26 protein-coding genes and 1 rRNA gene are annotated in these 26,453 nt (G+C 47.6%); 3 read left to right on the forward strand and 24 right to left on the reverse strand.

Going from position 1 to position 26,453, the window contains the following annotated elements; translation table 11 throughout:
• The 7 genes from HGP28_RS11200 to dusA all read right to left on the reverse strand — a co-directional run.
• Positions 1 to 62: ribosomal RNA gene (locus HGP28_RS11200) — 16S ribosomal RNA — on the reverse strand; the annotation flags it as partial.
• Positions 63 to 827: 765 nt separating this feature from the next.
• Positions 828 to 1,616, reverse strand: a complete 789-nt coding sequence (locus tag HGP28_RS11205) for a phosphoadenylyl-sulfate reductase (protein ID WP_168836559.1) — start codon at positions 1,614 to 1,616, stop codon at positions 828 to 830.
• Complete coding sequence (gene cysI / locus HGP28_RS11210; protein WP_168836560.1) at positions 1,609 to 3,345, reverse strand: assimilatory sulfite reductase (NADPH) hemoprotein subunit; 1,737 nt, start codon at positions 3,343 to 3,345, stop codon at positions 1,609 to 1,611. Before cysI ends, HGP28_RS11205 begins: the two co-directional genes overlap by 8 nt.
• Positions 3,345 to 5,249, reverse strand: a complete 1,905-nt coding sequence (locus tag HGP28_RS11215) for an assimilatory sulfite reductase (NADPH) flavoprotein subunit (protein ID WP_168836561.1) — start codon at positions 5,247 to 5,249, stop codon at positions 3,345 to 3,347. The genes cysI and HGP28_RS11215 overlap by 1 nt, the downstream gene beginning before the upstream one ends.
• Before the next feature lie 107 nt (positions 5,250 to 5,356).
• Complete coding sequence (locus HGP28_RS11220; protein WP_168836562.1) at positions 5,357 to 5,596, reverse strand: hypothetical protein; 240 nt, start codon at positions 5,594 to 5,596, stop codon at positions 5,357 to 5,359.
• 258 nt (positions 5,597 to 5,854) lie between these two features.
• Positions 5,855 to 6,547 (reverse strand): TIGR04219 family outer membrane beta-barrel protein, encoded by a 693-nt coding sequence (locus HGP28_RS11225; RefSeq protein ID WP_168836563.1) that lies wholly within the window; start codon positions 6,545 to 6,547, stop codon positions 5,855 to 5,857.
• 283 nt (positions 6,548 to 6,830) lie between these two features.
• Positions 6,831 to 7,868, reverse strand: a complete 1,038-nt coding sequence (dusA, locus tag HGP28_RS11230; protein WP_168836564.1) for a tRNA dihydrouridine(20/20a) synthase DusA — start codon at positions 7,866 to 7,868, stop codon at positions 6,831 to 6,833.
• Between the two features lie 479 nt (positions 7,869 to 8,347).
• Between dusA and zur the strand changes: the two genes are divergently transcribed.
• Together zur and HGP28_RS11240 are read left to right on the forward strand one after the other, a co-directional pair.
• Positions 8,348 to 8,818: a zinc uptake transcriptional repressor Zur gene (gene zur, locus HGP28_RS11235; protein ID WP_168836712.1), complete on the forward strand. Its 471-nt coding sequence runs from the start codon at positions 8,348 to 8,350 to the stop codon at positions 8,816 to 8,818.
• A gap of 22 nt (positions 8,819 to 8,840) precedes the next feature.
• On the forward strand, positions 8,841 to 9,302 hold the full coding sequence (locus tag HGP28_RS11240) for a chemotaxis protein CheX (protein ID WP_168836565.1): 462 nt from the start codon (positions 8,841 to 8,843) through the stop codon (positions 9,300 to 9,302).
• A 67-nt stretch (positions 9,303 to 9,369) separates the two neighbouring features.
• Here HGP28_RS11240 and pgi read toward each other — a convergent pair whose 3' ends face one another.
• The 3 genes from pgi to HGP28_RS11255 all read right to left on the reverse strand — a co-directional run bounded on the left by pgi (position 9,370) and on the right by HGP28_RS11255 (position 13,934).
• Positions 9,370 to 11,022 (reverse strand): glucose-6-phosphate isomerase, encoded by a 1,653-nt coding sequence (gene pgi / locus HGP28_RS11245; protein WP_168836566.1) that lies wholly within the window; start codon positions 11,020 to 11,022, stop codon positions 9,370 to 9,372.
• Between the two features lie 411 nt (positions 11,023 to 11,433).
• Positions 11,434 to 12,531, reverse strand: a complete 1,098-nt coding sequence (alr, locus tag HGP28_RS11250; RefSeq protein WP_168836567.1) for an alanine racemase — start codon at positions 12,529 to 12,531, stop codon at positions 11,434 to 11,436.
• A 5-nt stretch (positions 12,532 to 12,536) separates the two neighbouring features.
• Entirely contained in the window at positions 12,537 to 13,934 is a 1,398-nt protein-coding gene (locus HGP28_RS11255) for a replicative DNA helicase (protein ID WP_168836568.1), read from the reverse strand.
• Positions 13,935 to 14,245: 311 nt separating this feature from the next.
• Here HGP28_RS11255 and HGP28_RS11260 point away from each other — a divergent pair, with 311 nt between their 5' ends.
• Positions 14,246 to 14,917, forward strand: coding sequence for a DUF481 domain-containing protein (locus HGP28_RS11260; RefSeq protein ID WP_168836713.1), 672 nt, complete (start codon positions 14,246 to 14,248; stop codon positions 14,915 to 14,917).
• A gap of 86 nt (positions 14,918 to 15,003) precedes the next feature.
• Here the strand turns inward: HGP28_RS11260 and rplI are convergent, their stop codons facing one another.
• From rplI to pilM, 14 genes are all read right to left on the reverse strand, one after another.
• Entirely contained in the window at positions 15,004 to 15,453 is a 450-nt protein-coding gene (gene rplI / locus HGP28_RS11265) for a 50S ribosomal protein L9 (RefSeq protein WP_168836569.1), read from the reverse strand.
• A gap of 33 nt (positions 15,454 to 15,486) precedes the next feature.
• Positions 15,487 to 15,714 (reverse strand): 30S ribosomal protein S18, encoded by a 228-nt coding sequence (gene rpsR / locus HGP28_RS11270; RefSeq protein WP_168836570.1) that lies wholly within the window; start codon positions 15,712 to 15,714, stop codon positions 15,487 to 15,489.
• Between the two features lie 16 nt (positions 15,715 to 15,730).
• The gene (priB, locus tag HGP28_RS11275; protein WP_168836571.1) at positions 15,731 to 16,033 is read right to left on the reverse strand and encodes a primosomal replication protein N; all 303 of its coding nucleotides are present in this window, start codon (positions 16,031 to 16,033) and stop codon (positions 15,731 to 15,733) included.
• Positions 16,034 to 16,041: 8 nt separating this feature from the next.
• A complete protein-coding gene (rpsF, locus tag HGP28_RS11280; RefSeq protein WP_168836572.1) occupies positions 16,042 to 16,407 on the reverse strand; it encodes a 30S ribosomal protein S6 in 366 nt (121 codons plus the stop codon).
• Between the two features lie 242 nt (positions 16,408 to 16,649).
• On the reverse strand, positions 16,650 to 17,318 hold the full coding sequence (rpe, locus tag HGP28_RS11285) for a ribulose-phosphate 3-epimerase (protein ID WP_168836573.1): 669 nt from the start codon (positions 17,316 to 17,318) through the stop codon (positions 16,650 to 16,652).
• Positions 17,319 to 17,471: 153 nt separating this feature from the next.
• Positions 17,472 to 18,305: a Dam family site-specific DNA-(adenine-N6)-methyltransferase gene (locus HGP28_RS11290; protein ID WP_168836574.1), complete on the reverse strand. Its 834-nt coding sequence runs from the start codon at positions 18,303 to 18,305 to the stop codon at positions 17,472 to 17,474.
• A 69-nt stretch (positions 18,306 to 18,374) separates the two neighbouring features.
• The gene (locus HGP28_RS11295) at positions 18,375 to 19,922 is read right to left on the reverse strand and encodes an AAA family ATPase (RefSeq protein ID WP_168836575.1); all 1,548 of its coding nucleotides are present in this window, start codon (positions 19,920 to 19,922) and stop codon (positions 18,375 to 18,377) included.
• Positions 19,923 to 19,962: 40 nt separating this feature from the next.
• Complete coding sequence (gene aroB / locus HGP28_RS11300; RefSeq protein ID WP_168836576.1) at positions 19,963 to 21,054, reverse strand: 3-dehydroquinate synthase; 1,092 nt, start codon at positions 21,052 to 21,054, stop codon at positions 19,963 to 19,965.
• 26 nt (positions 21,055 to 21,080) lie between these two features.
• The gene (gene aroK / locus HGP28_RS11305; RefSeq protein ID WP_168836577.1) at positions 21,081 to 21,599 is read right to left on the reverse strand and encodes a shikimate kinase AroK; all 519 of its coding nucleotides are present in this window, start codon (positions 21,597 to 21,599) and stop codon (positions 21,081 to 21,083) included.
• A gap of 207 nt (positions 21,600 to 21,806) precedes the next feature.
• Positions 21,807 to 23,513, reverse strand: coding sequence for a type IV pilus secretin PilQ (locus HGP28_RS11310; RefSeq protein ID WP_439333854.1), 1,707 nt, complete (start codon positions 23,511 to 23,513; stop codon positions 21,807 to 21,809).
• Between the two features lie 70 nt (positions 23,514 to 23,583).
• Positions 23,584 to 24,144 (reverse strand): pilus assembly protein PilP, encoded by a 561-nt coding sequence (locus tag HGP28_RS11315; RefSeq protein WP_168836579.1) that lies wholly within the window; start codon positions 24,142 to 24,144, stop codon positions 23,584 to 23,586.
• The gene (locus HGP28_RS11320) at positions 24,141 to 24,794 is read right to left on the reverse strand and encodes a type IV pilus inner membrane component PilO (protein WP_168836580.1); all 654 of its coding nucleotides are present in this window, start codon (positions 24,792 to 24,794) and stop codon (positions 24,141 to 24,143) included. The genes HGP28_RS11315 and HGP28_RS11320 overlap by 4 nt, the downstream gene beginning before the upstream one ends.
• Complete coding sequence (locus HGP28_RS11325; protein ID WP_168836581.1) at positions 24,787 to 25,476, reverse strand: PilN domain-containing protein; 690 nt, start codon at positions 25,474 to 25,476, stop codon at positions 24,787 to 24,789. The genes HGP28_RS11320 and HGP28_RS11325 overlap by 8 nt, the downstream gene beginning before the upstream one ends.
• Positions 25,466 to 26,446, reverse strand: coding sequence for a pilus assembly protein PilM (pilM, locus tag HGP28_RS11330; protein ID WP_168836582.1), 981 nt, complete (start codon positions 26,444 to 26,446; stop codon positions 25,466 to 25,468). Before pilM ends, HGP28_RS11325 begins: the two co-directional genes overlap by 11 nt.
• Positions 26,447 to 26,453 lie beyond the last annotated feature (7 nt).

A 26,453-nucleotide genomic window follows, 5' to 3' on the forward strand; every position in this document is an offset into this window, starting at 1 on the left:
ACTTGCATGTGTTAGGCCTGCCGCCAGCGTTCAATCTGAGCCATGATCAAACTCTTCAATTTAAAGTTTTTGTGACTCAATGAATACTGATTACATTTTCTTTCGCTATAAATAGCTAAGTAATGTTGAATTGACTGTGCTCTTATTGGCTTTCACTTTTAAAAAAGTGAAATAAAACAGCTCAAGGCTGATTTCCAACTTGAATTGGTCACTCAGTTCATTGAAATCAATTTGAAACCCCTTTTTATTAGAGGGAATTTCTAATTGGATTATCATCAACGAGTGCCCACACAGATTGATAGGTTTATATTGTTAAAGAGCTTGGCTTTTTAGCCACTTCTTTGTGACCTGGGTCACTTCGGAAGAGGCGGCCATTCTATCGAGATAATTTTCAGTGTCAACCACTTTTTTAAAACTTCTTTCGAAGCATCTCGAAGAACTTATCGACTATTGAAGCCTTTCGGCGTCTGCCTTGTCGATGGGGCGCATTATAGACAAGCTCGCTAGGTTAGCAAGTGCTTTCTATAAAAAACCTTAAAAAAATGTCTTAGGTGCCGTTATTTTGCTCAAAGCTTCATTTTCTACACTTTTGTACAGATATACACAGATGTTATCCACAGATTTATTCATCCCTACCGTCTATAGCACCGTTATAAACCCGTTTTTGAATATCGCCACCTCAGCTCTCAACATGGTGATTTCAATGACGTGTTCATTGTTAGACACCAGCTTAGGGTTGTTTTATAGCAAAGCCTTCTTTCCCTAAGCTGGGGTTATGGCCTTAAAACGACGAAAATATCGAGTAGGTGATAAATATAGAAAGCAAACTAAATTCCAGAACCATCTTGTTCATCATCTTCATGAAGCCCACACTCTCGCTTCAAGCCAAAAAAGCGGGTTTCCTCTTCTTTCATGCCCGGCTCCCACTTTCGCGTCGTGTGCGTATCACCGACTGAAAGGTAGCCCTGCTCTCGAAGAGGGTGGTAAGGCAAGTCATTTAGCTCAAGATAGTCGTGTACGTCCTTATTCGTCCAATCGACTACGGGTAAAAATTTAAACACGCCATTTTGTATCGACAAAATAGGTAACCCGGCGCGTGTTTGCGATTGCTCGCGGCGCAAACCCGAAAACCATGTTCCAACATTTAGTTCTCGCAGCGCTCGGCGCATGGGCTCAACTTTATTGATGCGATTATAACGCTCGAGCCCTTCTATGCCCTGCTCCCATAGTCTGCCATAACGAGCTTCCTGCCAAGCGGAACTTTCGCGCGCGCGGTAAACATTTACATTCAGTGATAACCTCTCAGTAAGATCATCAATAAATTGGTAGGTTTCAGAGAACAAATAGCCAGTATCGGTGAGCACCACTGGAATATGCGCTTTCTCTTGAGTGACAAGATGAAGCATCACCGCAGCTTGAATACCAAAACTTGAAGAGACTATTGCCGTGCCATCTTCGGCTAAATGGTCCAGAGCCCATTGCACGCGTTGCGCCGCCGTCTGCGCTTCTAGCCATAGATTAATCTCTGCAAGATGTAATGCTTGTTCCGTTTTCGTGAGGCTTAACAACACTTCTAGCTTCGGTAAAGAAGGGCTTACTGTTGGCAAATCAAGCATAAAAATCCCTCTTTGATACTTTCACTTCATTAATGATCCCGGCGCGAATGGTAAAATCACCAAACCCTTCATCAACTTGACGCTCTTTTGCCCACAGTGCAACAAGAGCATCAATCTCTTCTAGAATTTGATTTTCCGTAATGTTCTCTTTATACATTTTCGGAACCCGCGTTCCGGCACGATTTCCACCTAGATGGAGGTTGTAGCGCCCTGGAGCTTTACCTACCAATCCAATTTCAGCCAACATCGCGCGGCCACAGCCATTGGGGCAACCGGTGACACGTAAGATAATATTGTCTTGTTCGGGTAAACCGTGCTTTTCCAATATCCCTTCAACATCTGTCACAAACTGAGGCAGGAAACGCTCAGCTTCCGCCATCGCCAATGGACAGGTCGGAAAGGCAACACACGCCATCGAATTCTTACGCTGCTCGCTGATGCCGTCATCCATTAAGCCATGCTCACGAGCGATCTTCTCAATCGTCGCTTTTTGACTCTTTGGTACTCCCGCCACAATCAGGTTTTGGTTTGCAGTCATGCGGAAGTCGCCTTTATGGATCTTGGCAATTTCTGCCACACCAGTTTTCAGCGGCTTGCCCGGGAAATCAAGCAAACGCCCATTTTCAATGAAAAGCGCTAGGTGATGGTTTCCTTCGATACCTTCAACCCAACCAATACGGTCACCACGTTCCGTAAATTCATAAGGGCGACTTGCTTCAAACTGAATTCCAGCACGTTTTTCCACTTCCGCTTTAAACACATCACTGCCGACACGATCCAACGTGTATTTGGTTTTGGCGTTTTTGCGGTTTGAACGGTTACCCCAATCACGCTGAGTCGTTACCACAGCAGCGGCCACATCGAGTGTTTTGTTCAGTGGAATGAAGCCGAAATCGTCCGCACGACGTGGGTAGGTTGATGTATCACCGTGCGTCATGGCGAGACCACCGCCCACCAGCACATTGAAGCCCACCAACTTTCCGTCTTTTGCAATCGCGACAAAGTTAAGATCGTTCGCATGAACGTCAACGTCGTTTTGAGGCGGGATCACCACGGTAGTTTTAAATTTACGTGGCAGATACGTTTTTCCTAAAATAGGCTCGTCTTCCTCGGTTGATTCCACTTTTTCGCCATCGAGCCAAATTTCAGCATACGCCTTTGTTTTGGGCAGCAAGTGCTCACTAATTTTCTTTGCCCACTCGTACGCCTCTTGATGTAGCTCAGACTCAACCGGATTGGTCGTACATAACACATTACGATTCACATCTCCCGCCGTCGCAATCGAGTCAATGCCAATGCTATTTAACGTTTGATGCATCAATTTAATGTTTGGCTTAAGAACCCCATGAAACTGAAAGGTTTGCCGCGTCGTTAATCGAATACTGCCATATAGCGAATGCTCTGAAGCAAACTTATCAATTGCCAACCACTGCGTTGGCGTAATGATCCCGCCTGGCATGCGAGCGCGAAGCATTACGTTATGCAATGGCTCAAGCTTTTGCTTGGCGCGCTCGTTACGAATGTCGCGATCATCTTGCTGATACATACCGTGAAAGCGGATCAACTGAAAGTTATCGGCCGTAAACCCTCCGGTCATCGCGTCATTGAGATCCTGGTCAATCGTGCCACGCAATAGATGACTTTCACGCTTCAATCGCTCGTTGTCAGACAGTGGCCCAAGCTCTTCGCCCAAGACTTGTTGATTTGCTGTTGGTTGATTTGCGCTCATTAATAAACATCCCTTTGATAACGTTTGGCTTTGCGTAATTCATTGATGTAGTGCTCTGCCTCAGTTCGAGACAATTTGCCATGGCTTTGCGCCACTTCAATTAAGGTTTCATGTACATCTTTAGCCATATGGGTCGCATCACCACACACATAAAGGTGCGCTCCCTGTTCGAGCCACTGCCAAAGTTGCGCCCCTTGCTCCAATAATCGCTGCTGTACATAGACCTTTTGTGCACTGTCGCGACTAAACGCAACATCCATGCGCGTCAATAACCCTGTTTTTAAATACTGCTGCCACTCAACTTGATAAAGAAAGTCTTGAGTAAAAGTCCGATCGCCAAAAATAAGCCAGTTTTTCCCCGATGCACCGCGGTTATCACGCTCTTGAAGAAAACTGCGAAATGGCGCGATCCCCGTACCTGGACCAATCATGATCAGCGGCAACGCATCATCATCGGGCAATTTAAAGTTATTGTTATGCTCGACAAACACCTTTACCGGCGCCTCTTCTTGTAAGCGCTGAATCAAAAAGCCCGATGCACCGCCTAATCGAACCTCATCACCTTTTGAATACTCAACCAAACCGACCGTCAAATGAACCTCTTCATCGACTTCAGCCTGACTTGAGGCAATGGAGTAGAGTCGAGGCGTCAGGCGGCGTAGCAGACCGACCAGTTGTTCTGCGCTCAACTTGGTTTTCTTTTCTGCAAACACATCGATAACTTGGGTTGCGGCAGCGTACTCGCGCAATTTGCTTTTATCTTCCCCCAGCTTTAGCAGCTTTTTACTTTGTGACAACTCAGCAAACTTACTGACTAATTGCGGATTCGCTGTGGTAATTTCAAAGTGATTTTGTAGCGCATGTTGTAATGACAAGCTGTTGCCATCAACATCAATGCTTTCAACGCCAGACAGTCCGACTTTTACCAGCAGCGCTTTCACTAACTCTGGATCATTTTCATACCAGACCCCTAAAGCATCGCCTGGTTGATACTGAATCCCCGAACCTTCCAGATCGATCTCAATATGTTGCACCGTTTTTGTGGAATCACGACCTGTGATTTTTTGGCTGGAAAGTAACGTGGCAGAAAACGGATTGTGTTTAGTAAACGCGACTGACGTTTCTGTGGCTTGCGTTAGCGGTAGCTGCACAACTTGGTTATCACTGGGCCCGGTTAATAACTCAGCAACTTTGGTTAACGCTTGTTCACACCATTGCGCCGCAGGCGCATCATAATCCACGTCGCAATCCACGCGTTCGATAAATCGCGTTGCGCCGAGTTTCGACAAGAAGTCATCGAAATCTTTGCCTGTTTGACAGAAAAACTCATAGCTTGAGTCTCCAAGGCCAATCACGCCAAATTGCAGCTGTGACAAATCGGGTGCTTTCTTAGACTGTAAAAACTCATGAAGTGCGATGGCATTATCCGGCGCTTCACCCTCACCGTTGGTTGAAGCGACGATGATCACATGGGTCTCTTTAGCGAGATTCTTTCCTTTGTAATCACTGGCATCAAACAAAGCGACCTCAATCCCTTTGTGCTTGGCCTGCTCTGCCAACCCTTCAGCGACCCCTTTCGCATTTCCGGTTTGTGAAGCAAAAATAATGGTGAGCTTGCCTTTCGGTAACGCGGGTACAGCCGCAACCGCGCTGGCCGGAGCATCGGCAGTTACCGACTGTTCACCGCCGCTGGCTAATCCCCAAAAATACCCACTGACCCATGCCAGCTGCTGGGAAGAGAGATGAGAAACCGATTGCTGTAAAAGAGAAAACTGCTGATCATTTAACGGGCTACTCAATCCCGCTGGCGGATTCTGACTGGATCGAGGTTCGCCATTTGGCGGTACCTGCGACGAGGAAGAAACTGGCTTATTTAACGACATGGTCACGACATCCCTATTCATTGCGTGACGTTAGATTAACCACTCAGCTAAATAACAATAAAGAATAGATGAGAATGTTTTATAACCAATTGAATTAAGACGCGCGAATCAAACACCGTGACAATGAGTTAAAGTTCATTGCGAGTCTCAATGCGAACTTGCTGAAACCCCACCGCCATGGCCGATTTAGAGGCCATATCCAGATCATCATAATGGCACTCTTCACCGTGGCAGTCAGTTAGTAAGACAAACCCACCCCGCGTGTGGCGAAATTCAACAATCCACGCCCCACCTTGAGTCGAGGGTTCAATCACTGCTTCAACTAACAAGTTCTCTCGAAACAGATTGCGAAGTTCATTTAAAGTCATAGAGAAGCCCCTGCCTTAGAAATCCTCGTCCATTGCTTTGCTGGTCTTAATGATCGCCTCGGCCCATCTTCTAACGTCAAAGATAATAAGCCTGCAAAGCCTCGCCTCATAAGACGAACGCTTAAAGCATGGTCCATTCTTGATCGAATGCTAAATAAACTCGCATCAGTATTGCGAAGAAGCATAAAAAAACGCCACCTAATAAGGTGACGTTCTAAAAAATCACAGCGACGTTGCCAAAAGAGATGTGATAGGTTATCAAAAACGATAGTGAACCCCAGCAAACCAGCCATCAACAAACACTTTGTGCTCACCCGTAGCGGTGCCAACATCCGTCAACATCAGGTCAATCACGCGATAACCCGCTCGAAGTTGCCACTCACCGCCAAATTTAGAAACAGTGTACTGCGCACCCGCAGTGACATCGGCGTGTTTGATGCCAGCCGTATTTCCGAAGTCAAACTCACCAATGATGGCAAAACCACTATTAGGCACTCGAATTGTTGCGTCTGCATACCAACCAAACACCATCTCATCAAAAGAATGACGTGCCCCATTACTAGGTTGAGACCACTGTGCATCGGCATAATTCGACAGAGTTAAGCCGCCATTGAAGTCCATCAACTTGTGAGCGATTAATGGATAATAAAAAGTTACATCCGACTTATCGAATTGAACATCGCCAGTATTGACGGGTAAATAACGTAATTTCAGGTGAGGCACATAAGGAAGTGATGTTTCCAGCGCCACTTGCATACCGGCAGCAGTATCATCATTGCCACGCACTTCATCGTTTTTGGCACTTGCTTGCCATACGTCAAACCCAACCATGCCAGCAATGTGGATATCTGGCGATGACTTGCCATTTTCAGCACTACTTTGCGCAATTGCCTGAGATGAAAAGCTCAAAGCCGCCAATACGCCGCTCACCGCAAACCAATACTTCTTCATTCTTTGCTCCACGGCACTCGCTTGAAATTGCGCTGCCTTTATTGTGTCTTATTTATCGCCGCCCTTTTATACCCTTTCCGCTTGAAGTTGCAGCGCTTTGCTTAAAAAAATAATGGGGCAGGCTCTCACAAACCTCATCACATAGTCTCTCTATGTTCACGAAGTGCTCAGAGGCTTTGCTCGTTTGCCGCCTACCGGCATCTTTAAGTGGTATCGTTTAAAAGGGCTGGTTACATCGATTGTTCGAACGCACTCTTGCTCACCAAATGGTCAACAATGCTAATTATACGTCCAGCTCACTTGGAATTTTGGCCAATGCTTGCTCAAGCACTTCGATTCCCGCCCCGGGTTTATGCGCGTTTTCGCTGATATGGCGACGCCATTGACGCGCGCCAGGCATATTTTGAAACAGACCAATCATATGACGAGAAATGTGCCCAAGATATGAGCCATTGCTCAATTGTGTTTCAATGTAAGGGTACATCGCCTCAACAACTTGGCGACGTTTGATCACAGGCCGCGTTGCCCCAAACAGCGTTTGGTCAACAGACGCTAGGATGTAAGGGTTCTGATAAGCTTCACGGCCAATCATGACACCATCAAGATGTGCTAAGTGCGACTTTGCTTCCTCAAGTGATTTCACCCCACCATTCACTGCGATGGTTAAGTGGGCAAAATCTTGTTTTAGTTGATAAGCACGCGGGTAATCCAATGGTGGAATTTCACGATTCTCTTTGGGACTCAAGCCACTTAACCAGGCCTTACGCGCATGGATAGTAAACTGTTCGCAACCACCCTTTTCAGAAACAATACCGACAAAATCGGTCAAAAATGCATACGAGTCTTGATCATCAATACCGATGCGTGTCTTTACTGTGACGGGAATATCGACCACTTCACGCATGGCGGCAATACATTGGGCAACCAACTCGGGTTCCGCCATCAAGCATGCGCCAAAACGTCCATTTTGCACACGATCAGATGGACAGCCTACATTAAGGTTAATTTCATCATAACCACGTGCTTGGGCAAGCTTGGCACATGTTGCAAGATCCGCCGGATTGGAACCGCCCAGCTGCAATACCAATGGGTGCTCTTGCTCGTTATAAGCTAAAAAATCACCCTTACCATGGATGATTGCGCCCGTTGTGACCATCTCAGAGTAAAGCTGAGTATGCTCGCTCATCAAACGGTGAAAATAACGGCAATGACGATCCGTCCAATCGAGCATTGGAGCAACAGAAAGACGGCAGCTAGGGAAAGCGCCATCGTATGATGATTCATCGGTATGATTGACTACAGACGCGTCACTATTGTGCATTGTCTAACTCCACAAAGGCGAGATGATACTCGAAACCATGACGGCCGCTCTCACTCAAACACTCTGTTTATTACAGACTGCTGAAAGGAACGCATGACATGGTCGAAAAGAGCGCGGATTTTACCTCAAGTTTATTCTTTACCCAAGTCTGGATTACCCAAATCATTTGGAGCGAGTGCGCCTCTGTTTCTAGGCAAACAGCGCCGTGAAATAGCGAGCCTATTTTTAAGTTGTTTACCGCAGCCATCTGTTAACGATTTTCAATTGAAAACCGCTCAATATTCAAACCCTCGCATCACTAAACAATCAAGGCATTCTCGCTGAGCCCGGCATCTTGAAGTTACTTGGGTATATAAATGGGATGATTTCGCATTCCGTAACAGAAGGATAAAACGATCTTGTCCAAGAAAACGCGTTATAAGCGGGCAATTCGCTTGGTTTATCGGCGATCTTGGGGTAGAAATGAGGTATCATTACGGCTGTCCAATTACAATGGTGGTACAAACTTGGACCCAACTTTGATAGAGCATGTTCAGGGAATATGCCACGCCCGAGGCGTCAGACTAACTCCGCAACGAAAGCGGGTTTTTGAGCTTATCTGCTCAAATCGTAAAGCTTCCAGCGCTTATGAGCTTCTGGATCAACTGAAGGTGAGTGAGCCAAACGCAAAGCCACCAACGGTTTATCGCGCGCTGGATTTTTTATTAGAGCAGGGCTTCATCCACAGAGTGGAGTCGACGAACAGTTACATTCCTTGTGGCTCATGCCTTAATAAATCACATTTTTTTCAATTGCTTATTTGTGATAAGTGTGGCGATGTCGTTGAACTTCAGGATGAATCATTGATATCCTTGCTCAAGAAAAATGCAGAAAATCACGGCTTTCAATTAACGAATCAGGTCATTGAAACGCATGGAGTGTGTCAAGCCTGTGCCTCAGACAAACAATAAACAAAAGTTATAGAAGAACGTTATGCGCGCTGAATTTGTAAACCCGTTTTTGGCTTCATTGATGAACGTCTTAAAAACGATGGCTTCATTGGAGTTGAAGCCACAAAAACCTCGACTCAAAAAAGATGAAATCGCTCGAGGCGATATCTCAGGTTTGATTGGCATGGTGGGCCAACAAACACGTGGGTCGATGTCGATCACCTTCGACGAATCCTTAGCTCTCGAAATCATGCAAAATATGCTTGGTGAAAGGCCAAACGGCTTGAATGAAGAAGTGACTGACATGGTGGGTGAAATCACCAACATGGTCACAGGTGGCGCCAAGCGTATTCTGGCTGAAAGCGGCTTTGACTTTGAGATGGCAACCCCTGTCGTGGTATCAGGAAAAGGTCACACCATTCGCCATAAATGCGAAGGTTCGATCATTATTATGCCGTTCTCATCGCCTTGGGGTAATGCTTTCATTGAAATCTGCTTTGAATAGCGTTTTTACTGGATACCATAATTAAAAAAGGTCAGCATTTGCTGACCTTTTCTTTTGCGACTATCGCTTACGCTTTGAACGCTTTAAATGCATTAATCAAACCGTTCGTTGAGCTATCGTGTGAGCTGATTTTTGCTTCATCAGCCAGCTCTGGCAGAATTTGGTTTGCCAACTGTTTACCCAGTTCAACACCCCATTGGTCAAAGCTGAAGATATTCCAAATCACACCTTGAACGAAAATCTTATGTTCATACATAGCGATTAAGTTACCCAATGTGCGTGGCGTAATTTGCTTAACCAAAATTGAGTTGGTTGGACGGTTACCTTCAAAAACCTTGAATGGTACAAGCTCTGCCACTTCCGCTTCGGTTTTGCCCGCTTTGATAAACTCAGCTAAAACCGCTTCTGCTGTTTTACCAAACGCCAATGCTTCTGTTTGTGCAAAGAAGTTCGACATCAATTTTTGATGATGATCGCCTGCAGGATTATGGCTAATCGCAGGTGCGATAAAGTCACAAGGGATAAGTTTTGTGCCTTGATGGATCAATTGATAGAACGCGTGTTGACCGTTAGTACCCGGTTCACCCCAAATGATTGGGCCGGTTTGATACGTTACCGCATGACCGTTACGATCAACGTATTTACCATTCGACTCCATGTTTCCTTGTTGGAAATAGGCAGCAAAGCGGTGCATGTATTGATCGTATGGCAAAATCGCTTCTGATTCAGCGCCGTGGAAGTTGTTATACCAAATGCCAATCAGTGCCAAAATAACAGGAATGTTGCTTTCCAGTTCCGTAGTCGCAAAATGCTTGTCCATCTCATGAGCGCCATCAAGCAGCTCAATGAAATTGTCGTAACCGACAGACAGTGCAATCGACAGACCGATCGCAGACCAAAGTGAGTAACGACCACCCACCCAGTCCCAGAACTCAAACATGTTGTCGGTATCAATACCAAACTCAGCAACCGCAGTGCCATTGGTTGATAGCGCAGCAAAGTGTTTCGCAACATGCGCCTCATCGCCCGCTGAACCTAGGAACCAATCACGCGCAGTGTGTGCGTTCGTCATCGTTTCTTGAGTGGTAAAGGTTTTTGACGCAATCAAGAATAAGGTGGTTTCTGGATCCACTTTCTTCAGCGTTTCCACCACATGAGTGCCATCCACGTTAGACACAAAATGCAGATTCAAATGATTTTTGTAAGGTGCAAGCGCCTCTGTCACCATGTAAGGGCCAAGATCTGAGCCACCAATACCGATGTTAACAATATCGGTGATCGCTTTGCCTGTATAACCTTTCCATTCACCGCCAATCACGCGCTCAGTAAACTGCTTGATTTTTGCCAATACCGCATTAACCGCTGGCATGACATCTTCACCATCGACCATAACTGGTGTGTTACTGCGATTACGCAAAGCCGTATGCAAAACAGCGCGACCTTCGGTTTGGTTGATCGCTTCGCCACTGAACATCGCGCCGATAGCCGCGCTCAGTTCGGTCTCTTTTGCCAAAGCAAACAGATGTGAAAGCGTCTCTTCGCTAATCAGGTTTTTAGAGTAATCGACTAAGATATCTTGACCAAAACGCGCAGAGAATTTATCAAAACGCGCCGCGTCTTGAGCAAATAGCGCCGTCATATCCATATCTTGCGCGTTTTCAAAATGCGCAGTCAGCGCAGTCCAAGCTTGAGTTTGGGTTGGGTTGATATTTTTCAACATGGTAAAAATCCAGAAGTTATATTGTTTTTAATTCCGTACAGCATCTCAGCGCCGTGCCGCGCTATACCCAAACAACTTGGAGATGCAGGTAGGCGGCAAACGAACAAAGCCTCTGAGCATAGATACACTATGAGATGAGGTTTGTGAGTGCCAGCCAACAACGCTGCAACTTCAAGTAGAAAGGGGATATTCCCTTTCCACTTGAAGTTGTTTGGGTATATGAGAAAAAGGCAAAAGTGCCACGAGCTAAATTCTTTTTTAAAAACGCCAAGTTAGCTCACTAAAAAGTATAACCAAGTTACCTCAAGAAGCGAGGTCCAACATGCAGGTCAACCGCATTATCCCGTTCAAAAATGGCACAAGTATTGCGCTGCATCACGCAAAGTTAGATAAATTGTGCCATCGAACAATCTACTCAGTCGTTTCGTATGTGTATTCCATTGCCACACGAGCGGTTAATTTGGTGACCAGCTCATACGCTATGGTGCCGATATGCTGCGCCACTTCTTCCGATGGCAGCGCACTTCCCCAAAGTATGGCTTCATCGCCAACACGATCAGCGGCTTCAGGCCCTAAATCGACAGTGAGCATGTCCATGGAAACGCGTCCTGCCAGCGGCACTTTGCGACCATTAATCCATACTGGCGTACCATTAGGCGCTGTGCGTGGGTAACCATCGCCATACCCTATCGCCACAACACCCACTTTGGTATCGCGCTCACTACGCCAGATCCCACCGTAACCGACACTCTCACCAGCCTTGACATCACGCACGGCAATCAAGTGAGATTTTAATGTCATTACCGGTTTAAAGCCCAGTTGCTCAGCGCTTTGCTCAGCAAAGGGGGAAACACCATACATAATGATACCAGGGCGAACCCACTCTAAGTGGCTCTTTGGCCAAGCAAGAATTCCGGCCGATGCCGCCAGCGTGCGGTCACCCTGGCAACCTTCCGTTAACGCCAAAAACTGGCTCAATTGCTCAGTGGTGACCGCGCTTTGTAATTCATCGGCGCAACCAAAGTGGCTCATATAACGCAGCGGCTTGGCGACATTGTTGCACTGATGCAATCGCGCAACAAAATCATCAAACTGCTCAGGGCGTACACCGAGCCTGTGCATACCACTATCAATTTTTAGCCATACGACAACTGGCGTCTCCAATTGCGCCGCTTCAAGATCGCGCAACTGCTCTTCGCAATGCACTACCGTTTGAATGTTATTTGTCACGAGCACACGTAAATCACTGGCTGAATAAAAGCCTTCCAGCAATAAAATCGGCTGCACAATCCCATTAGCTCGCAATTGTAACGCCTCTTCAATACGCGCCACACCAAATGCATCCGCGCGCTTTGCAGTATCGGCGACATACCGCAAACCGTGCCCATAAGCATTGGCTTTGACAACGGCGATCATTTTACTGTGGGGTGCCAACTCAGACAGTCGCGCCAAATTGTGCTCAAGCGCAGCTAAATCTATGCTTGCGGTGGCCGCTTTCATATAACTCATGGGGATCACTCATCGTCGTCAAAGGCAGGGCCTGCGTAGTTGTCAAAACGCGAATGCTGACCTTGGAAGGTCAAGCGCACGCGGCCAATCGGACCGTTACGTTGCTTACCAATAATAATTTCGGAGGTACCCTTATAGGGGCTATCAGGATGGTAAACTTCATCACGATAAATGAACATAATTAAGTCGGCGTCTTGCTCAATCGAGCCAGATTCACGCAAGTCTGAGTTCACCGGGCGTTTATCCGCGCGTTGTTCCAACGAACGGTTAAGCTGAGAGAGCGCGACCACAGGCACATTAAGTTCTTTTGCTAATGCTTTGAGTGAGCGAGAAATTTCTGCGATTTCCAATGTTCGGTTCTCCGATAACGACGGCACTCGCATCAATTGCAAATAATCGACCATGATCATCGAAAGACCGCCATGTTCGCGAGCGACCCGACGCGCTCGAGAGCGCAATTCTGTTGGTGTCAAACCGGAGCTGTCGTCGATATACATGTTTTTCTTTTGCATCAAAATCCCCATGGTTGAGGAGATGCGTGCCCAGTCATCATCATCCAGCTGACCGGTACGAATTTTGGTTTGATCGACACGAGAAAGTGAGGCCAATGTACGCATCATCAACTGCTCTGATGGCATTTCGAGCGAGAAAATCAGCACTGGCTTATCTTGCTCCATTGCGGCGTTTTCACACAAGTTCATCGCAAACGTGGTTTTACCCATCGAAGGGCGCGCGGCCACAATCACCAGATCCGAGCCCTGTAAACCCGCTGTCATTTTATTAAGATCGGTAAAACCGGTACTGACCCCTGTCACGCCGTCTTGCGGCGATTGATACAAAAGTTCAATTCGCTCAAGTGTTTTTTCTAAGATTGAATCGACATTTTGCGGCCCTTCGTTATCACGAGTGCGCTCTTCAGCAATGGCAAACACTTTGCTTTCGGCCAGATCAAGGAGCTCTTCCGACGTACGGCCTTGCGGATCGTAGCCTGCATCGGCGATATCATTGGCAACGCTTATTAGGCTACGCACCATGGCGCGTTCTGCCACAATGTCGGCATAGGCATTGATGTTCGCTGCGCTGGGAGTATTTTTCGCCAAATCAGCCAAATAGGCAAAACCGCCAACATCATCGAGCTGCTCTCGGCGCTCTAAAAACTCAGATAGCGTAATAAGATCCAGTGGTTTATTCTGCTCAAGAATCGATTTGCTGGCTTCAAAAATCAGTCTGTGTGGGCGACTGTAGAAATCTTTTGCGACAACACGCTCTGCCACGGTATCCCAACGCTCATTATCCAGCAGCAAGCCGCCAATAACGGACTGCTCCGCCTCTAACGAATGCGGGGGCGCCTTAATGGCTTCGACCTGACTGTCGATCGGTTTACGATGTTTATTTTCCGCCATGATGTCACTCTACAACTCACACTGATCGACCATTATAACCGAGCGTCAGAGTTTGTAATGAAGAATTCGAACTTTCCGTGTCAGTTTCTGGCAAGCTTTTGCGTTCACCAACGGCAGAACCTCGCATCTTTGAAGGAGTTGAGTATAATATCGCTCCACGGATGAACTCGTCTAAATCATTGCCTTTGTGAGGTTTTGTGTCGCCCTTTCGCTGTCATTACCGACGCCTGCTTGCGTTACCCGTCGTCCTATTAGCCAACAGTGCATTTGCATTAGAGCAAGCTGCTGAGCGCGCCCTCTCTTTTGAGTGGATGCCGCCGGTGCATGGTGAAGCTGAATTTGGTTACATTGCCCATTCAGGAAATACAGAATCAAAAGCGCTGAACACTCGCTTGGCAGGGGAGTACACCATAGGACGTCACCGTTCTTCTGCAGAATGGCGTTATTTTCACCTATATAAAGATGGTGAAGAAGACTCTCGGACCTTTACTTACGCCGCTCAAACTGACTTTAAGCTAGGCCCTAAAGCCTACCTCTACGGTAACTTTCAAGGCGTTGACAGCAAGTACAGTGCGTACTTTAAAGACTATACCGTTTCAAGTGGCCTTGGTTATCAAATCACCAACACTGAGACTTTCTTACTGGAATTTGAAGTCGGCCCGGGGTTTCGTTATCAAAAACCCAATACGGAAGAAATTGACGACGATGACCTGGTTTTTCCAGAGGATGTTAAAGAAGGTATTGTACGCACGCACATCACATCTGCGTGGCAAGTGGTCGATAATTTAAGACTTGCCGCCGATGTTACCGCAGTCTCAGGGCGCAGCAACATGCGGATTGATAGCTCGATAAGCATCAATAATGAGATTACTGAACGTATCGCGTTAAAAATTGCCCATTCGCAAGCCTATCACGACCGTGTACCCGAAGGGCTTTACAATTCCGACTCACTGTTTTCGGTTAACGTACTCTTTGATTTCTAATCCCCGATGGCGAATGTGGTGGCCAGAAGCAGACATAAAAAAAGCACCTCTTTCGAGGTGCTTTTTAAATTACTTAAATGAGTAAATTACTCAGCTACAACGTTAACTTTAACTGTTGCAAATACGTCTGAGTGAAGTTGTAGAGAAACTTCGAACTCACCAGTTGTGCGTAGAGCACCTTCTGGAAGACGAACTTCGCTCTTAGCAACTGCAACGCCAGCAGCAGAAACTGCATCAGCGATGTCACGAGTACCGATAGAACCGAATAGTTTACCTTCGTCACCCGCTTTAGAAGTGATAACAACCGCTTCTAGCTCAGCAACTTTCTCAGCACGAGCTTCTGCAGCAGCCAGTTGCTCAGCAACTTTAGCTTCTAGTTCAGCGCGACGAACTTCGAACATTTCAACGTTATTTTTAGTTGCCATAACTGCTTTACCTTGAGGGATAAGGAAGTTACGAGCATAGCCAGATTTAACGTTAACAGTATCGCCAAGACCACCTAGGTTACCGATTTTATCAAGTAGAATAACTTGCATTGTTTAATCCTCTTTCTTAATAAAACGAACCGATTACTGATGCTTGTCAGTGTACGGTAGTAGAGCTAGGTAGCGAGAACGCTTGATAGCGCGCGCTAGCTGACGCTGATACTTAGCACAAGTACCAGTGATACGGCTAGGTACGATTTTACCAGCTTCAGTGATGTAGTTTTTAAGAGTTGCTACGTCTTTGTAATCAATCTCTTGTACGCCTTCTGCAGTGAAACGGCAGAATTTACGACGACGGAAGAAACGAGCCATGGGCTATCTCCTGATCTTAAATTTGAGTAATGTGTTCGGCATGCAGCACCAATTTTCCCACGCCATTTCGGCTGGTTTGATAAGCGACAAAGCCTCTTACCTTAATGCTACTACCTTGTACTAAATTCTGAGTATCTGTTTGTGACCTTTGCCCACTCACCACCACAGGCATAAGACAATACACTTGTCTTGGGAGGTCAGCTTCAATTACGGTTGAGCGGTGCTCAAGCCAGAATCGACAGTGATGTATACCACTTGGGCTTTGACTTCGAATAGGAGGCTTAGCAACAACGCCACTGAGCTCCATTCGGTTGGTCATAGCAGCAATTACTCAGCAGCTTCTACGCGCTCTTCACGCTTTGCAGAACGTTCTTCTTTCTGCTTTAGCATGATTGATGGCTCAGTGATAGCCGCTTTAGTACGCATGATCATGTTACGTAGAACTGCATCGTTGTAACGGAAAGCAGTTTCTAGTTCATCGATAACAGCTTGATCAGCTTCAACGTTCATAAGAACGTAGTGAGCTTTGTGAAGCTTGTTGATTGGGTAAGCCAATTGACGACGACCCCAATCTTCTAGACGGTGGATAGTACCGCCAGTTTCAGTGATAGAACCAGTGTAACGCTCGATCATGCCAGCAACTTGCTCGCTTTGATCTGGGTGCACCATGAATACGATTTCGTAATGACGCATGTGTTGCTCCTTACGGATTATTCAGCTTCCACAGATGGCTCGGTCAACCAGAGGAAGCAAGGAACTAAGGGTTAGTGGACCGAGATTTTGGACGGAGAATAGTACTTAAAGGTCGTAAATTAAGCAAGCGGTATTTATCGCGAGAATAACGTAGGAAGATGAACCCGCAAGATACCCAAGTAACTTCAAGATAAGAGCGGTTTGAGAGACCGCCCTTATTGTGCTGATTCGGTGAAAGGTGTTTACGCTTTTGCCAACTCGGCGCGCATTTGATCGATGACCGCTTTGTAATCTGGCTCGCCGAAAATTGCCGAGCCCGCAACGAACATATCCGCGCCTGCTTGGGCTATTTCACGAATGTTATCCACTTTGACACCACCATCAATTTCAAGGCGAATATCGCGACCCGATGCATCAATCATCTTACGTACTGCTCGCAGTTTATCTAGCGTATTGGGAATAAATGATTGACCACCAAACCCTGGGTTGACTGACATCAACAAAATCATATCCACTTTATCCATGATGTATTCAAGATGAGACAAAGGGGTCGCTGGGTTTAATACTACTCCTGCTTGGCAGCCATGTTCTTTAATAAGCTGCAGCGTACGATCCACATGCTCAGACGCTTCAATATGAAATGTGATCATGGTTGCGCCCGCTTTAGCAAAATCAGGAATGATGCGATCGACCGGCTTTACCATTAAATGCACATCAATCGGTGCGGTGATGCCATAATCACGCAGCGCTTTACAAATTGGCGCGCCAAAGGTCAAGTTGGGCACATAATGGTTATCCATTACATCAAAGTGCACCACATCCGCGCCTGCCGCGAGCACTCTTTCAACATCTTCACCAAGACGCGCAAAATCGGCAGATAAAATGGAGGGGGCAATTAAAAACTCTTTCATATTCGACCTCAACGATCCTTGATGCGCCAGCGGCGCAGGTTGTCATAGCGGGGATAACCCAAGTTTACTCTAAAAATACCACTGACGGCCAAAGCGTGATTTGGGTATTCAAAATGCAGGTAAGCGGCAAGTCAACAACGCCGTCGAAACACCTTATTGAGCCGCAAAAAGCGCCAATAACTCATCCACTTTATTACGACCTGCGCCATTACGACTGATTGTTCGCTTCACTTTCACCACATTAAGCTGAGCGCCATGGTAAAGCCTGCGTGTCAGCGTTGTGTCGTGATTTGAAATTAAGACGGGAATACCGCGCTCATACGCGGTTTTCTCGGCGATATCGGCCAGTGCAGCCTGATCATCGAGCGTAAATCCAGCCCCAGAATAAGAGGTAAAATTAGCGGTTGTCGATAAGGGTGCGTATGGTGGATCGCAATAAATCACGCTGCCTTTACGGGCGCGACGAAAAGTGTCTGGGTAACTTTCGCAAATAAAAGTAGCTCGCTTCGCTTTCTCGGCGAAAAACTCCAACTCTGCTTCAGGAAAGTAGGGTTTTTTGTACGAACCAAAAGGCACATTAAATCCGCCCTTTTTGTTATAACGACATAGACCATTAAAGCCAAAACGGTTCATGTATAAAAACGCCAGCGAGCGATAGAATATCGCGTCTTCGCTATCGCAACCGGTTTTATTAAACTGGGCGCGAATATCGAGATAAACCTCTTTGCGATTATATTCTGGCGTAAACCAACGTTTGGCTTCAGCGATATAACGTTCAGGCTCTGCTTTTAACAAATTATACAGGTTGATCAAATCGGGGTTGATGTCCGCCAGCAAGTACTGTTCGTAGTCGGTATTGAGAAAAATCGACCCCGCCCCCACAAACGGCTCCACCAATTTGCGCGCAGGCGGCAAATGGCGCTGAATGTCTTCCACCAAGCCATATTTTCCTCCCGCCCACTTCAGAAAGGCTCGCTGTTTTTTCATTGCTTGCTCTATTTATCCACCTAAATTTGAAGCTGCGAAATGTACCATATTTTCGACATTCGCTCAGGATTATTTCGATTGGAGCAGTTCACGCTGTACTTGCGCTAGTGACTTCGCCCAAGGTCCAACCGCTTGTAATGATGTTGGTAACAGTGCAATCGCATCACGGGCTTGCTGAATGGTGGCAAAATCTTGATAAGTAACGATGTACCAAAGGGCACCTTGGCGCACCGTCGAGTAGATTCGAACCTGATTGAGCAGTTGATGCGTGGCAATAAATTGCGTGACCTCTTCAGGTGAAGTGAGCGCGGCAAGTTGCAATGTATAACTGCGCGGCGGCAATGCGTTAAGCTCACTACGCGCGGCTGCAAGAGGGTCGGTGTCAACAGTCTCTGCTGGCGTGGCTTCAAAATTATCATCGCTGCGTAGTACAACAATTTTTCCGACCGTCGATGGTGGCACAGCCGCTTGCGCGACAGGCGCGTCGTTAGGCGTATCATTGACACTATTGGGGGCCACTTGCACCGCCACGTCGGCAAGTGATTGGGTATTAACGCTGGCGGGCTTTCCTTCCAACAAGGCATCCACCACATTGGACTCAATAACCACCCGTTGATGGGGCTCATCAGCTACGCCAACACTGACTGTTTCTGTCAAGACCGATGGTGGTAACGCACTAGAGTCATCGGCTATCAGTGCCGATTGCTTCGATGGTTCACTGTCTGCCAGTGGCGACTCTAACTCACCTTCTGCTACTTCAAGTACCGGACTTGTGCGATTCTCACTCAGTGTGGGAATGACCGTCTGTTCAGTGACCACCAGCGATTCTGTCGTTTTCGGCGCCGATTGCGGCAAAAGCCACCAATAACCGGCGATGAGTAACACCACAAGCAGCGCCACCAGCAAAACAATATTCAATGGAGAGGCAACGATAGAGCGAATAATGATCCGTTTTTCCACTTTCTTTTCTCCTAACGCAATGATGTCGCCGGGATTGGGGCGAACAAAACGAAATGCGTTGCGCACCCGCTTTTCTTGTGACTCATCGATATAACGAGCGACTTGCTTTTCAAACAACAGCATCGCCTCAGACTCGCTGAGTGGGTCTATATCCAATTCTATCGGTTTGATCTCTTGACCATAAGCCAGTCGAGTCAATAACCCGTCCAAATGACCCGGTAATGAAAACAGCACCACGGTAACACGCCAGCGTGATACCTGACTCAGTTGTGTGACCCAGCTCCAAAGCTCAGTGACAAACCCATCGCTTAAACGATGCGCGTCATCGATGACCACAACAGCATCACAGCGACTGCCTTCAAACAGTTGAGCAAAACTTTCAAACAAGGAGGCATCAGGATTAAACAGTGGAGCAGGAAGCAGTTGCTCAAGGAGTTGGGCGCGCAGTTCACGATCGCTTTGATGAGGACGAACGCACAGTAAGCACTGATTTTGCGTTTGCGCCTTTAACTCAAGATAACGCTGCGCCAGCCATGATTTACCACTGCCTGACTCGCCGGAAACCGCAATAAGATTTGAGCGAAAGTGAGACAACAACGCAATGCGTTCAAGTAACTCGGTCTGAGACTCAAGTTCGATGACATATGGAGACTGCATGGAGGCCATCTTCACTTCTCGCCAAGGTTAAAATAACAAACTACGCCAACTCACGCCCGTATTCAATCGCTTGTTTGATCACATCGAGCGGCGTGTCGGCTGTCACGTGAGCTTGACCAATTGCGGTTGGCAATACCAGACGTAATTGCCCAGAAAGCACCTTTTTGTCTCGCATCATATGCCGCATAAAATCATCATATTGCATCGATGCAGGCGTATGAACCGGCAAATCACAGCGGCGCAATAACGTCACAATGCGCGCCACGTCGGCTTCGCTCAACGCCCCTTGCAATTGCGCCGTTTTTGCGGCCATCACCATACCGCTAGCAACGGCTTCGCCATGAAGCCAATGACCGTAGCCGAGCTCGGCTTCAATGGCATGGCCAAATGTGTGGCCAAGGTTAAGCAGCGCGCGCAATCCTGACTCTTTTTCATCTTGCGCCACCACCTCTGCCTTAATCGCACAGCAACGGGCAATGGCATAAGAAAGCGCTTGAGGTTCGAGTGCAAAAAGGGATTCGACGTGGCTTTCGAGCCAAGCAAAAAATTCACCATCGTAGATGATGCCGTATTTGATCACCTCTGCCATGCCCGCCGCCAATTCGCGACGAGGTAGAGTGCGCAAGCAATCGGTGTCGATAATCACCGCTTTAGGCTGATAAAACGCTCCGATCATGTTCTTGCCGAGAGGGTGATTCACTGCGGTTTTACCGCCAACAGAGGAGTCAACTTGTGACAGCAATGTCGTCGGCACTTGAATAAAATCGACACCGCGTTGATAGCAGGCCGCAGCAAACCCAACCAAATCACCTATCACACCGCCACCGAGCGCGACCATCACCACATCGCGACTGTGGTTGTGCTCTAGCATGTAATCCATGATTTGATTGAACGTGTCGAGAGACTTGTACTGCTCACCGTCGGGCAGTATTTGCAATTGAGCCTGAGCGCCGGCCTGCTCAAGCAATGCCAACAAGGTCTGTGCATAAAGCGGTGCAACGGTGTCATTGGTGATCACCACCACTTTTTGCCCAGACTTTAATAAAGAAAGTTGCGCCGAGTCTTGAAATAACCCGGCGCCAATCGTGATGGGATAACTACGTTCCGCTAGATTGACCGTGATCCGTTCCATGGCTTAACTCCGTTCCAGCGATTGGGTTATCGCTCTTCTAGCATTTTTACGATTTGATTTGCGACCACTTTGGCGCTTTGATCGTCGGTGCGAACAGTGTAATCCGCAATCTCTTCATAAAGAGGGTTACGCTCGTCTGCCAACGCTTCAAGCACGTCACGCGGGCTGTCCGTTTGCAGTAATGGACGCTTTTTATCGCGATTTGTGCGCGCCATTTGTTTATCAATGGTGGTTTCCAAATAGACCACGATGCCACGCGCAGAAAGACGATTGCGATTCTCTTTACTTAGAATCGAACCACCACCTGTCGCGAGCACAATGCCCTGCTCTTCGGTAAGATCGTTAATCACCGCTTCTTCGCGTTTACGGAAACCCGCTTCACCTTCAACATCAAACACCCATGCGATATCAGCGCCAGTGCGCTCTTCAATCACAGTGTCTGAGTCCAAAAACTCCATATGAAGTTGTTGTGCTAGGTGTCTACCGATTGTACTTTTGCCGGCACCCATTGGGCCAACAAGAAAAATATTACGTTTCTCAGCCATATTAATTAGCAGTAATTTACAACGTTAATTCAATAAGATCGCCACAACTGGCGTCGCGATGCTGCGCGACATAAAAAGCTCGTGGCGCCGATTCCTCACAGATAATTCGTGATAAGACCCGAAATTATCAAGGTATGATGCCGCTAATGCAACTTAATTTTTGCACTCGCTTTAGAAAAGCAAACTCGCGCTTACGCATGTGGCCTTTTATTGCATCACCACTTTGGGGGTCACGAAGATCAATAGCTCGCTTTTCCCCACATCTTCGTATGTGCGTTTGAACAGTCGCCCTAAAATGGGCAAATCCCCTAAAACGGGTACCTTGTCCACCGTATTAATCACGCTGTGCTCAAAAATCCCACCCAGCACAATGGTTTCACCATTATCGACCAATACTTGAGTTCCTATACGCTGGGTTTTAATCGACACCGCCTCTCCGGTGCCGGTTTTGACTACGCTACCCGGCCTGTCTTGAGTCACATTTAAATCAAGCACTAAACGGTTATCTGGGGTAATTTGCGGCGTAACAATAAGGCTCAATACCGCTTTACGAAACGCAACTGACGTCGCGCCACTGGAGGTTGACTCAAGGTAGGGGATTTCAGTACCTTGTTCAATATAGGCTGGTTTTTTATTGGTGGTCAACAATCTTGGACTGGAAATCACTTCAGCCTTTGACTCCCGCTGCAACGCAGATAACTCCAAATCGAGCAGCGTGGAGCCGATACTGCCAACTTGAAAGGCGATACGCGCCGCGTTGTCATCGGTTGCCCCTAAATTAACATTAAGAAAGTCATTGATGTTATCGTTTGAGTCACCATCGTCACCCCCATTTGACTCATACAGTCCAATGGCCTCAAGGTTGTTTTCTATTGAGCCACTGATTCGACTATCGCCATTAACGGATGTCACGCCCCAGCGTACACCAATTTCTTCCAAGTCACCCTCACTAATTGTGACTATCCGCGCTTCAATTTGTACTTGTTTGACCGGAATATCTAACGCCGTGACAAGCTCAATAATGGTGGTTAAATTTTGTGGCAGCTCACGAATTAAAAGCGCATTGGTTCGCTCATCCACCGCGATGCTTCCTCGCGCCGAAAGCATCGAAACCGCCCCTTCTCCTTCACCACGGATCAATTGCGCTAAATCCACGGCGTTGGCAAATTGAACTGTAATGATCTTTGACTCTAACGTGCGCAGCTCTTGCTCCACCTGCTGCAATTCCAGCGCATGCTGTTCGCGCTGATCTAACTCAACCTTTGGGGCCACCAAAAGTACATTGCCCTCAAGCCGCTTATCCAGCCCTTTTACTTGTAAAATAATATCGAGCACTTGCTGCCAAGGCACACCATCCAAACGCAAGGTAAGATTACCGCTGACGGAATCGGACACCACCAAATTAAAATCATTATAATCAGCGATTAACTGCAGCACACTGCGAACCGCAATATCTTGAAAATTGATTGAGATTGGTTGCCCCTGCTGTTCTAACAGCGACTTGCCCGCTTGCCCCTTGGTCATCGACGACACGGTCACCACCAGTTGCTGCTCAATCCATTGATAGCGGTATTCATACTCGCCTTCAATAGACAGCAAAAGGCGTGTATGTGGCCCATGCCGAACCACCTCGATTTGTTTTACTTGGGTGGCGAAATCCTCAACATCCATCAGATAGAGATGCTCATCCGCCACATACGTATTAAACAGCTCAATGGTTAAGCCTTGTGGTGTACGCTGAACATCCATCACTGGCACGGCGCGATTTAATGAAATGATCACTCGCGCTTCGCGCGCTGAGTTGGTTCGAAAATCAACCGCTTCAAGCTGCGACTCAAAACTCATCGTATTGTTACTGGCGTTAACGTAAAGACCGTTTGATAAGCCCATTTCAGCCCAACAAAACTGAGACATAAAAAGCGCGATGAATATCATGAACCACAGAACAACATAATGCTGTGGCTGATTCGAGTTTGGATAAGGGTTATTTTGCATTCTGCTCTCCCGAATACAGCGCCAACGTCTGTTGCCGTGATTGCCAGCAGCCTAAACCATCGGCCAACATTTCCGTGACTGTGATGGTATTGGCGTCAATCTTAGTGATCTGGCCAAAATTCATCCCTAAGATATCGCCAGCACGCACCGCTGCGACAGCGCCGTCTGGTGCGCTAATTACCCCCAGCGAGGATTTGCCATTGCTCATCACCCCTTTGAACATCAACTGCTCTAATGGAAATCGCTCAAACTTCACTTTGGTTTGACGTGTCGGAGGTTGCCAGCACGCTTGTTCTGTTGAGGTCGCTGGTGACACTTTATGTGCCGCTAGGGGCAAAGCAAACGGATCGTGGTCGCTTAGTGCGACATAGGTCGAAATGTTGGATGAAGACTCAGGGGCGAGCGCTGCAATATACTGACGAGCCTGCGTTTCCGTTTCGCGCACAAATTGATCGAGCGGCGCTTGCTCGGCGCGGCACCCCATCAGCGCTCCAGCCACGACGCTTAAGATAACCAGCTTCATAGTACGTCTTTCGTTTGGGTCACTCATGGCTCACCTCCATACGGCAACGCTTGTTGTTTGGTCTTCTTGGACAGAGAGTCACGACTGGGCTCAGCACGAAACTGGTAAGTATGGGCATCAACGCGAAAATGGAGCATTTGACTCTCGTTTGATACGCGCTGCCACGTCACATCATTCAGAGTAATAATTCGCGGTAAGCGAGCAATGGCCTCGCTAAATCGACCAATGTCATGGTAACGCCCGGTAAGTTCAATGTTGAGCGGCAACCGATTAAGGGTTTCGAGCGGTTCAACCTCCCCCCAATCAATTCGAGTAAAGGTTAAATTGTGTCGCATGCCTTGCTCATTCACTGCAGCAAGCAGCGTTGCCAGCTCTTTTTGCTCGGGCAACTGCCTTAATAACGCGCTATAGCGGCGGTTAAGCTCATCCAGTTGCGATTGCACTTTGGGCAAGGCTGCGGCCTGATTCGCCTTCTCGGCGAGTATCATTTTCAACGCTCGCTCTTGATGCTTTTGTTGTTCAAGCAATACCAATTTAGGATCAAGATAAAACCAGAAGCCCAGCAATTGAGCTAGGCCAAACAGAACCAGAAAAACCGCCACTTGCGCTTGCCGAGGCCAATACGCCATCTCATCGAGTTCTAATTCTTGCCAGTCAAACGATTGCTGCTCAGCCATGTTTACGCTCCATGCCGGCGCGGCTTGTGCGTTGCACTAAGCCCGGAGCTTGCAAGGGCTGTGGCTCATGGGACGGCGTTGCCTTGCTGCCTTTATCTCCTTGGTCTACTTGATCTACTTGGTCAACTTCGTCTACCTGCCAAGAAAAGACAAATGAGACGACAAAGGTTTGATAATCTTCGCCAAAGCGAGTGCTCTTTCTGACAATCGAATGCATTTCAACCTGTTTGACCCTCTCGGCACGCTCAAGATTGTCGAGCAGCGCCGTAATTTGCGCGTAACTCTCACCAATGCCTCGAAGCGTGACCTTTTGCTCGCGCAATTTAATCTCATCAAGATAAACCCCGGTTGGCACCATTTGCTGTAATAGGCTCATCAGTTGGGTCACGTTACTCCGCGCTTGTTGTAAAGGTGCCACCGCTTGCAATCGCGAATAGACCGCGCTGTGTTCCGCTTGCGCCACTTTCATCGTCCCGATGCGTCTTTCTAATTGCGCAATGTGAGCTTGCAAATAGTCATTGCGCTCCTTTTGTTGCTGCTGTTGCCCGGTAAGGTACATACCGACGAGCCATTGGCTAACCAACGCCAGTGCGCACACTCCCGCTAACTGAATCGCAAACCGCTGAGCTTGAGCTTTGCGTGCTAGTGTGCGCCATGGCAATAAATTGATATCAAGGTGCATGGTGCCCCTCCAACCACTCAAGCCCGCCAATGGCCAATCCCAGTGCAACACCGCAGCGCTCTGGGTGAACCACACTGCGTTTTACCGCCGCTTCGCCATCCACTAACGCAAGTGGGTTCAGCATGACACACTCAATATCGAGCGCTCGACTGAGCGCATTGCGCAGTTCAACATCGTCCGCGCCGATCCCGGTAATCCAAAGCCCGCGAAGCAGCGTTTGTGAATGCATCGAACGATAAAGCTGCCATTGTAATTGCACCTTCTCGACCAAATTGGCGCCTTGCTGCTGATTGTCCCAAGAACCGGCAATTGCCTTATGAAAGGGGGCGCGCTCTGCCAGCGCTAATGAGTCGGATGACACAGGATTATGTTCAATGAGAAGGTGCGCGACAGCCGCTTCAATATGGAGCAATCCGAAATGGGTTTGCGCCGGATAGCAATAGCTGGCTCGACGCCACAACTGCATCAGCGCGTGTGTATGCACATCAAATCGTACGGGGGTTAATTTAGCGGCTTTCAGCGCTTGCCAGCGCGACTCGACCACATCACGACGAGTCGCCACAACCTGATAACGCACCGTTGCATCATCCAACGCTGAATTGAGTGCCACGTAATCAATACTGAGCGATTCAATCGGCAGTGGCGATTGCAACGCAAACGCCTCTTCAAGGGCAAATTCGCGTTCGCGCCCCTCAAGATGTCGCTCAATATGCAGTATCTTCCTTATCACTGTCGCTTCAGGTATCGCTAAAGCCACTTTGCGTCGAAAAATTGGCAGCTTATTTTTCAATCGGTTAAACAAGTTGACAATTTCTTGATGATTTACGAGGTGGTTTTCGGTGACAATAGCCGTCTCTGGCTCAATTTCATGACAGCCTAACAGGGTAAAACCTGCACGGTGATGTCGTAGCGTCACAGCACGGAGGCTGTGCGAACTGATGTCGATCCCGGTGACTAGCGGCGCAACCATGACCCTA

The organism is Vibrio agarilyticus, assembly GCF_012641465.1.
GTDB lineage: Bacteria > Pseudomonadota > Gammaproteobacteria > Enterobacterales > Vibrionaceae > Vibrio > Vibrio agarilyticus.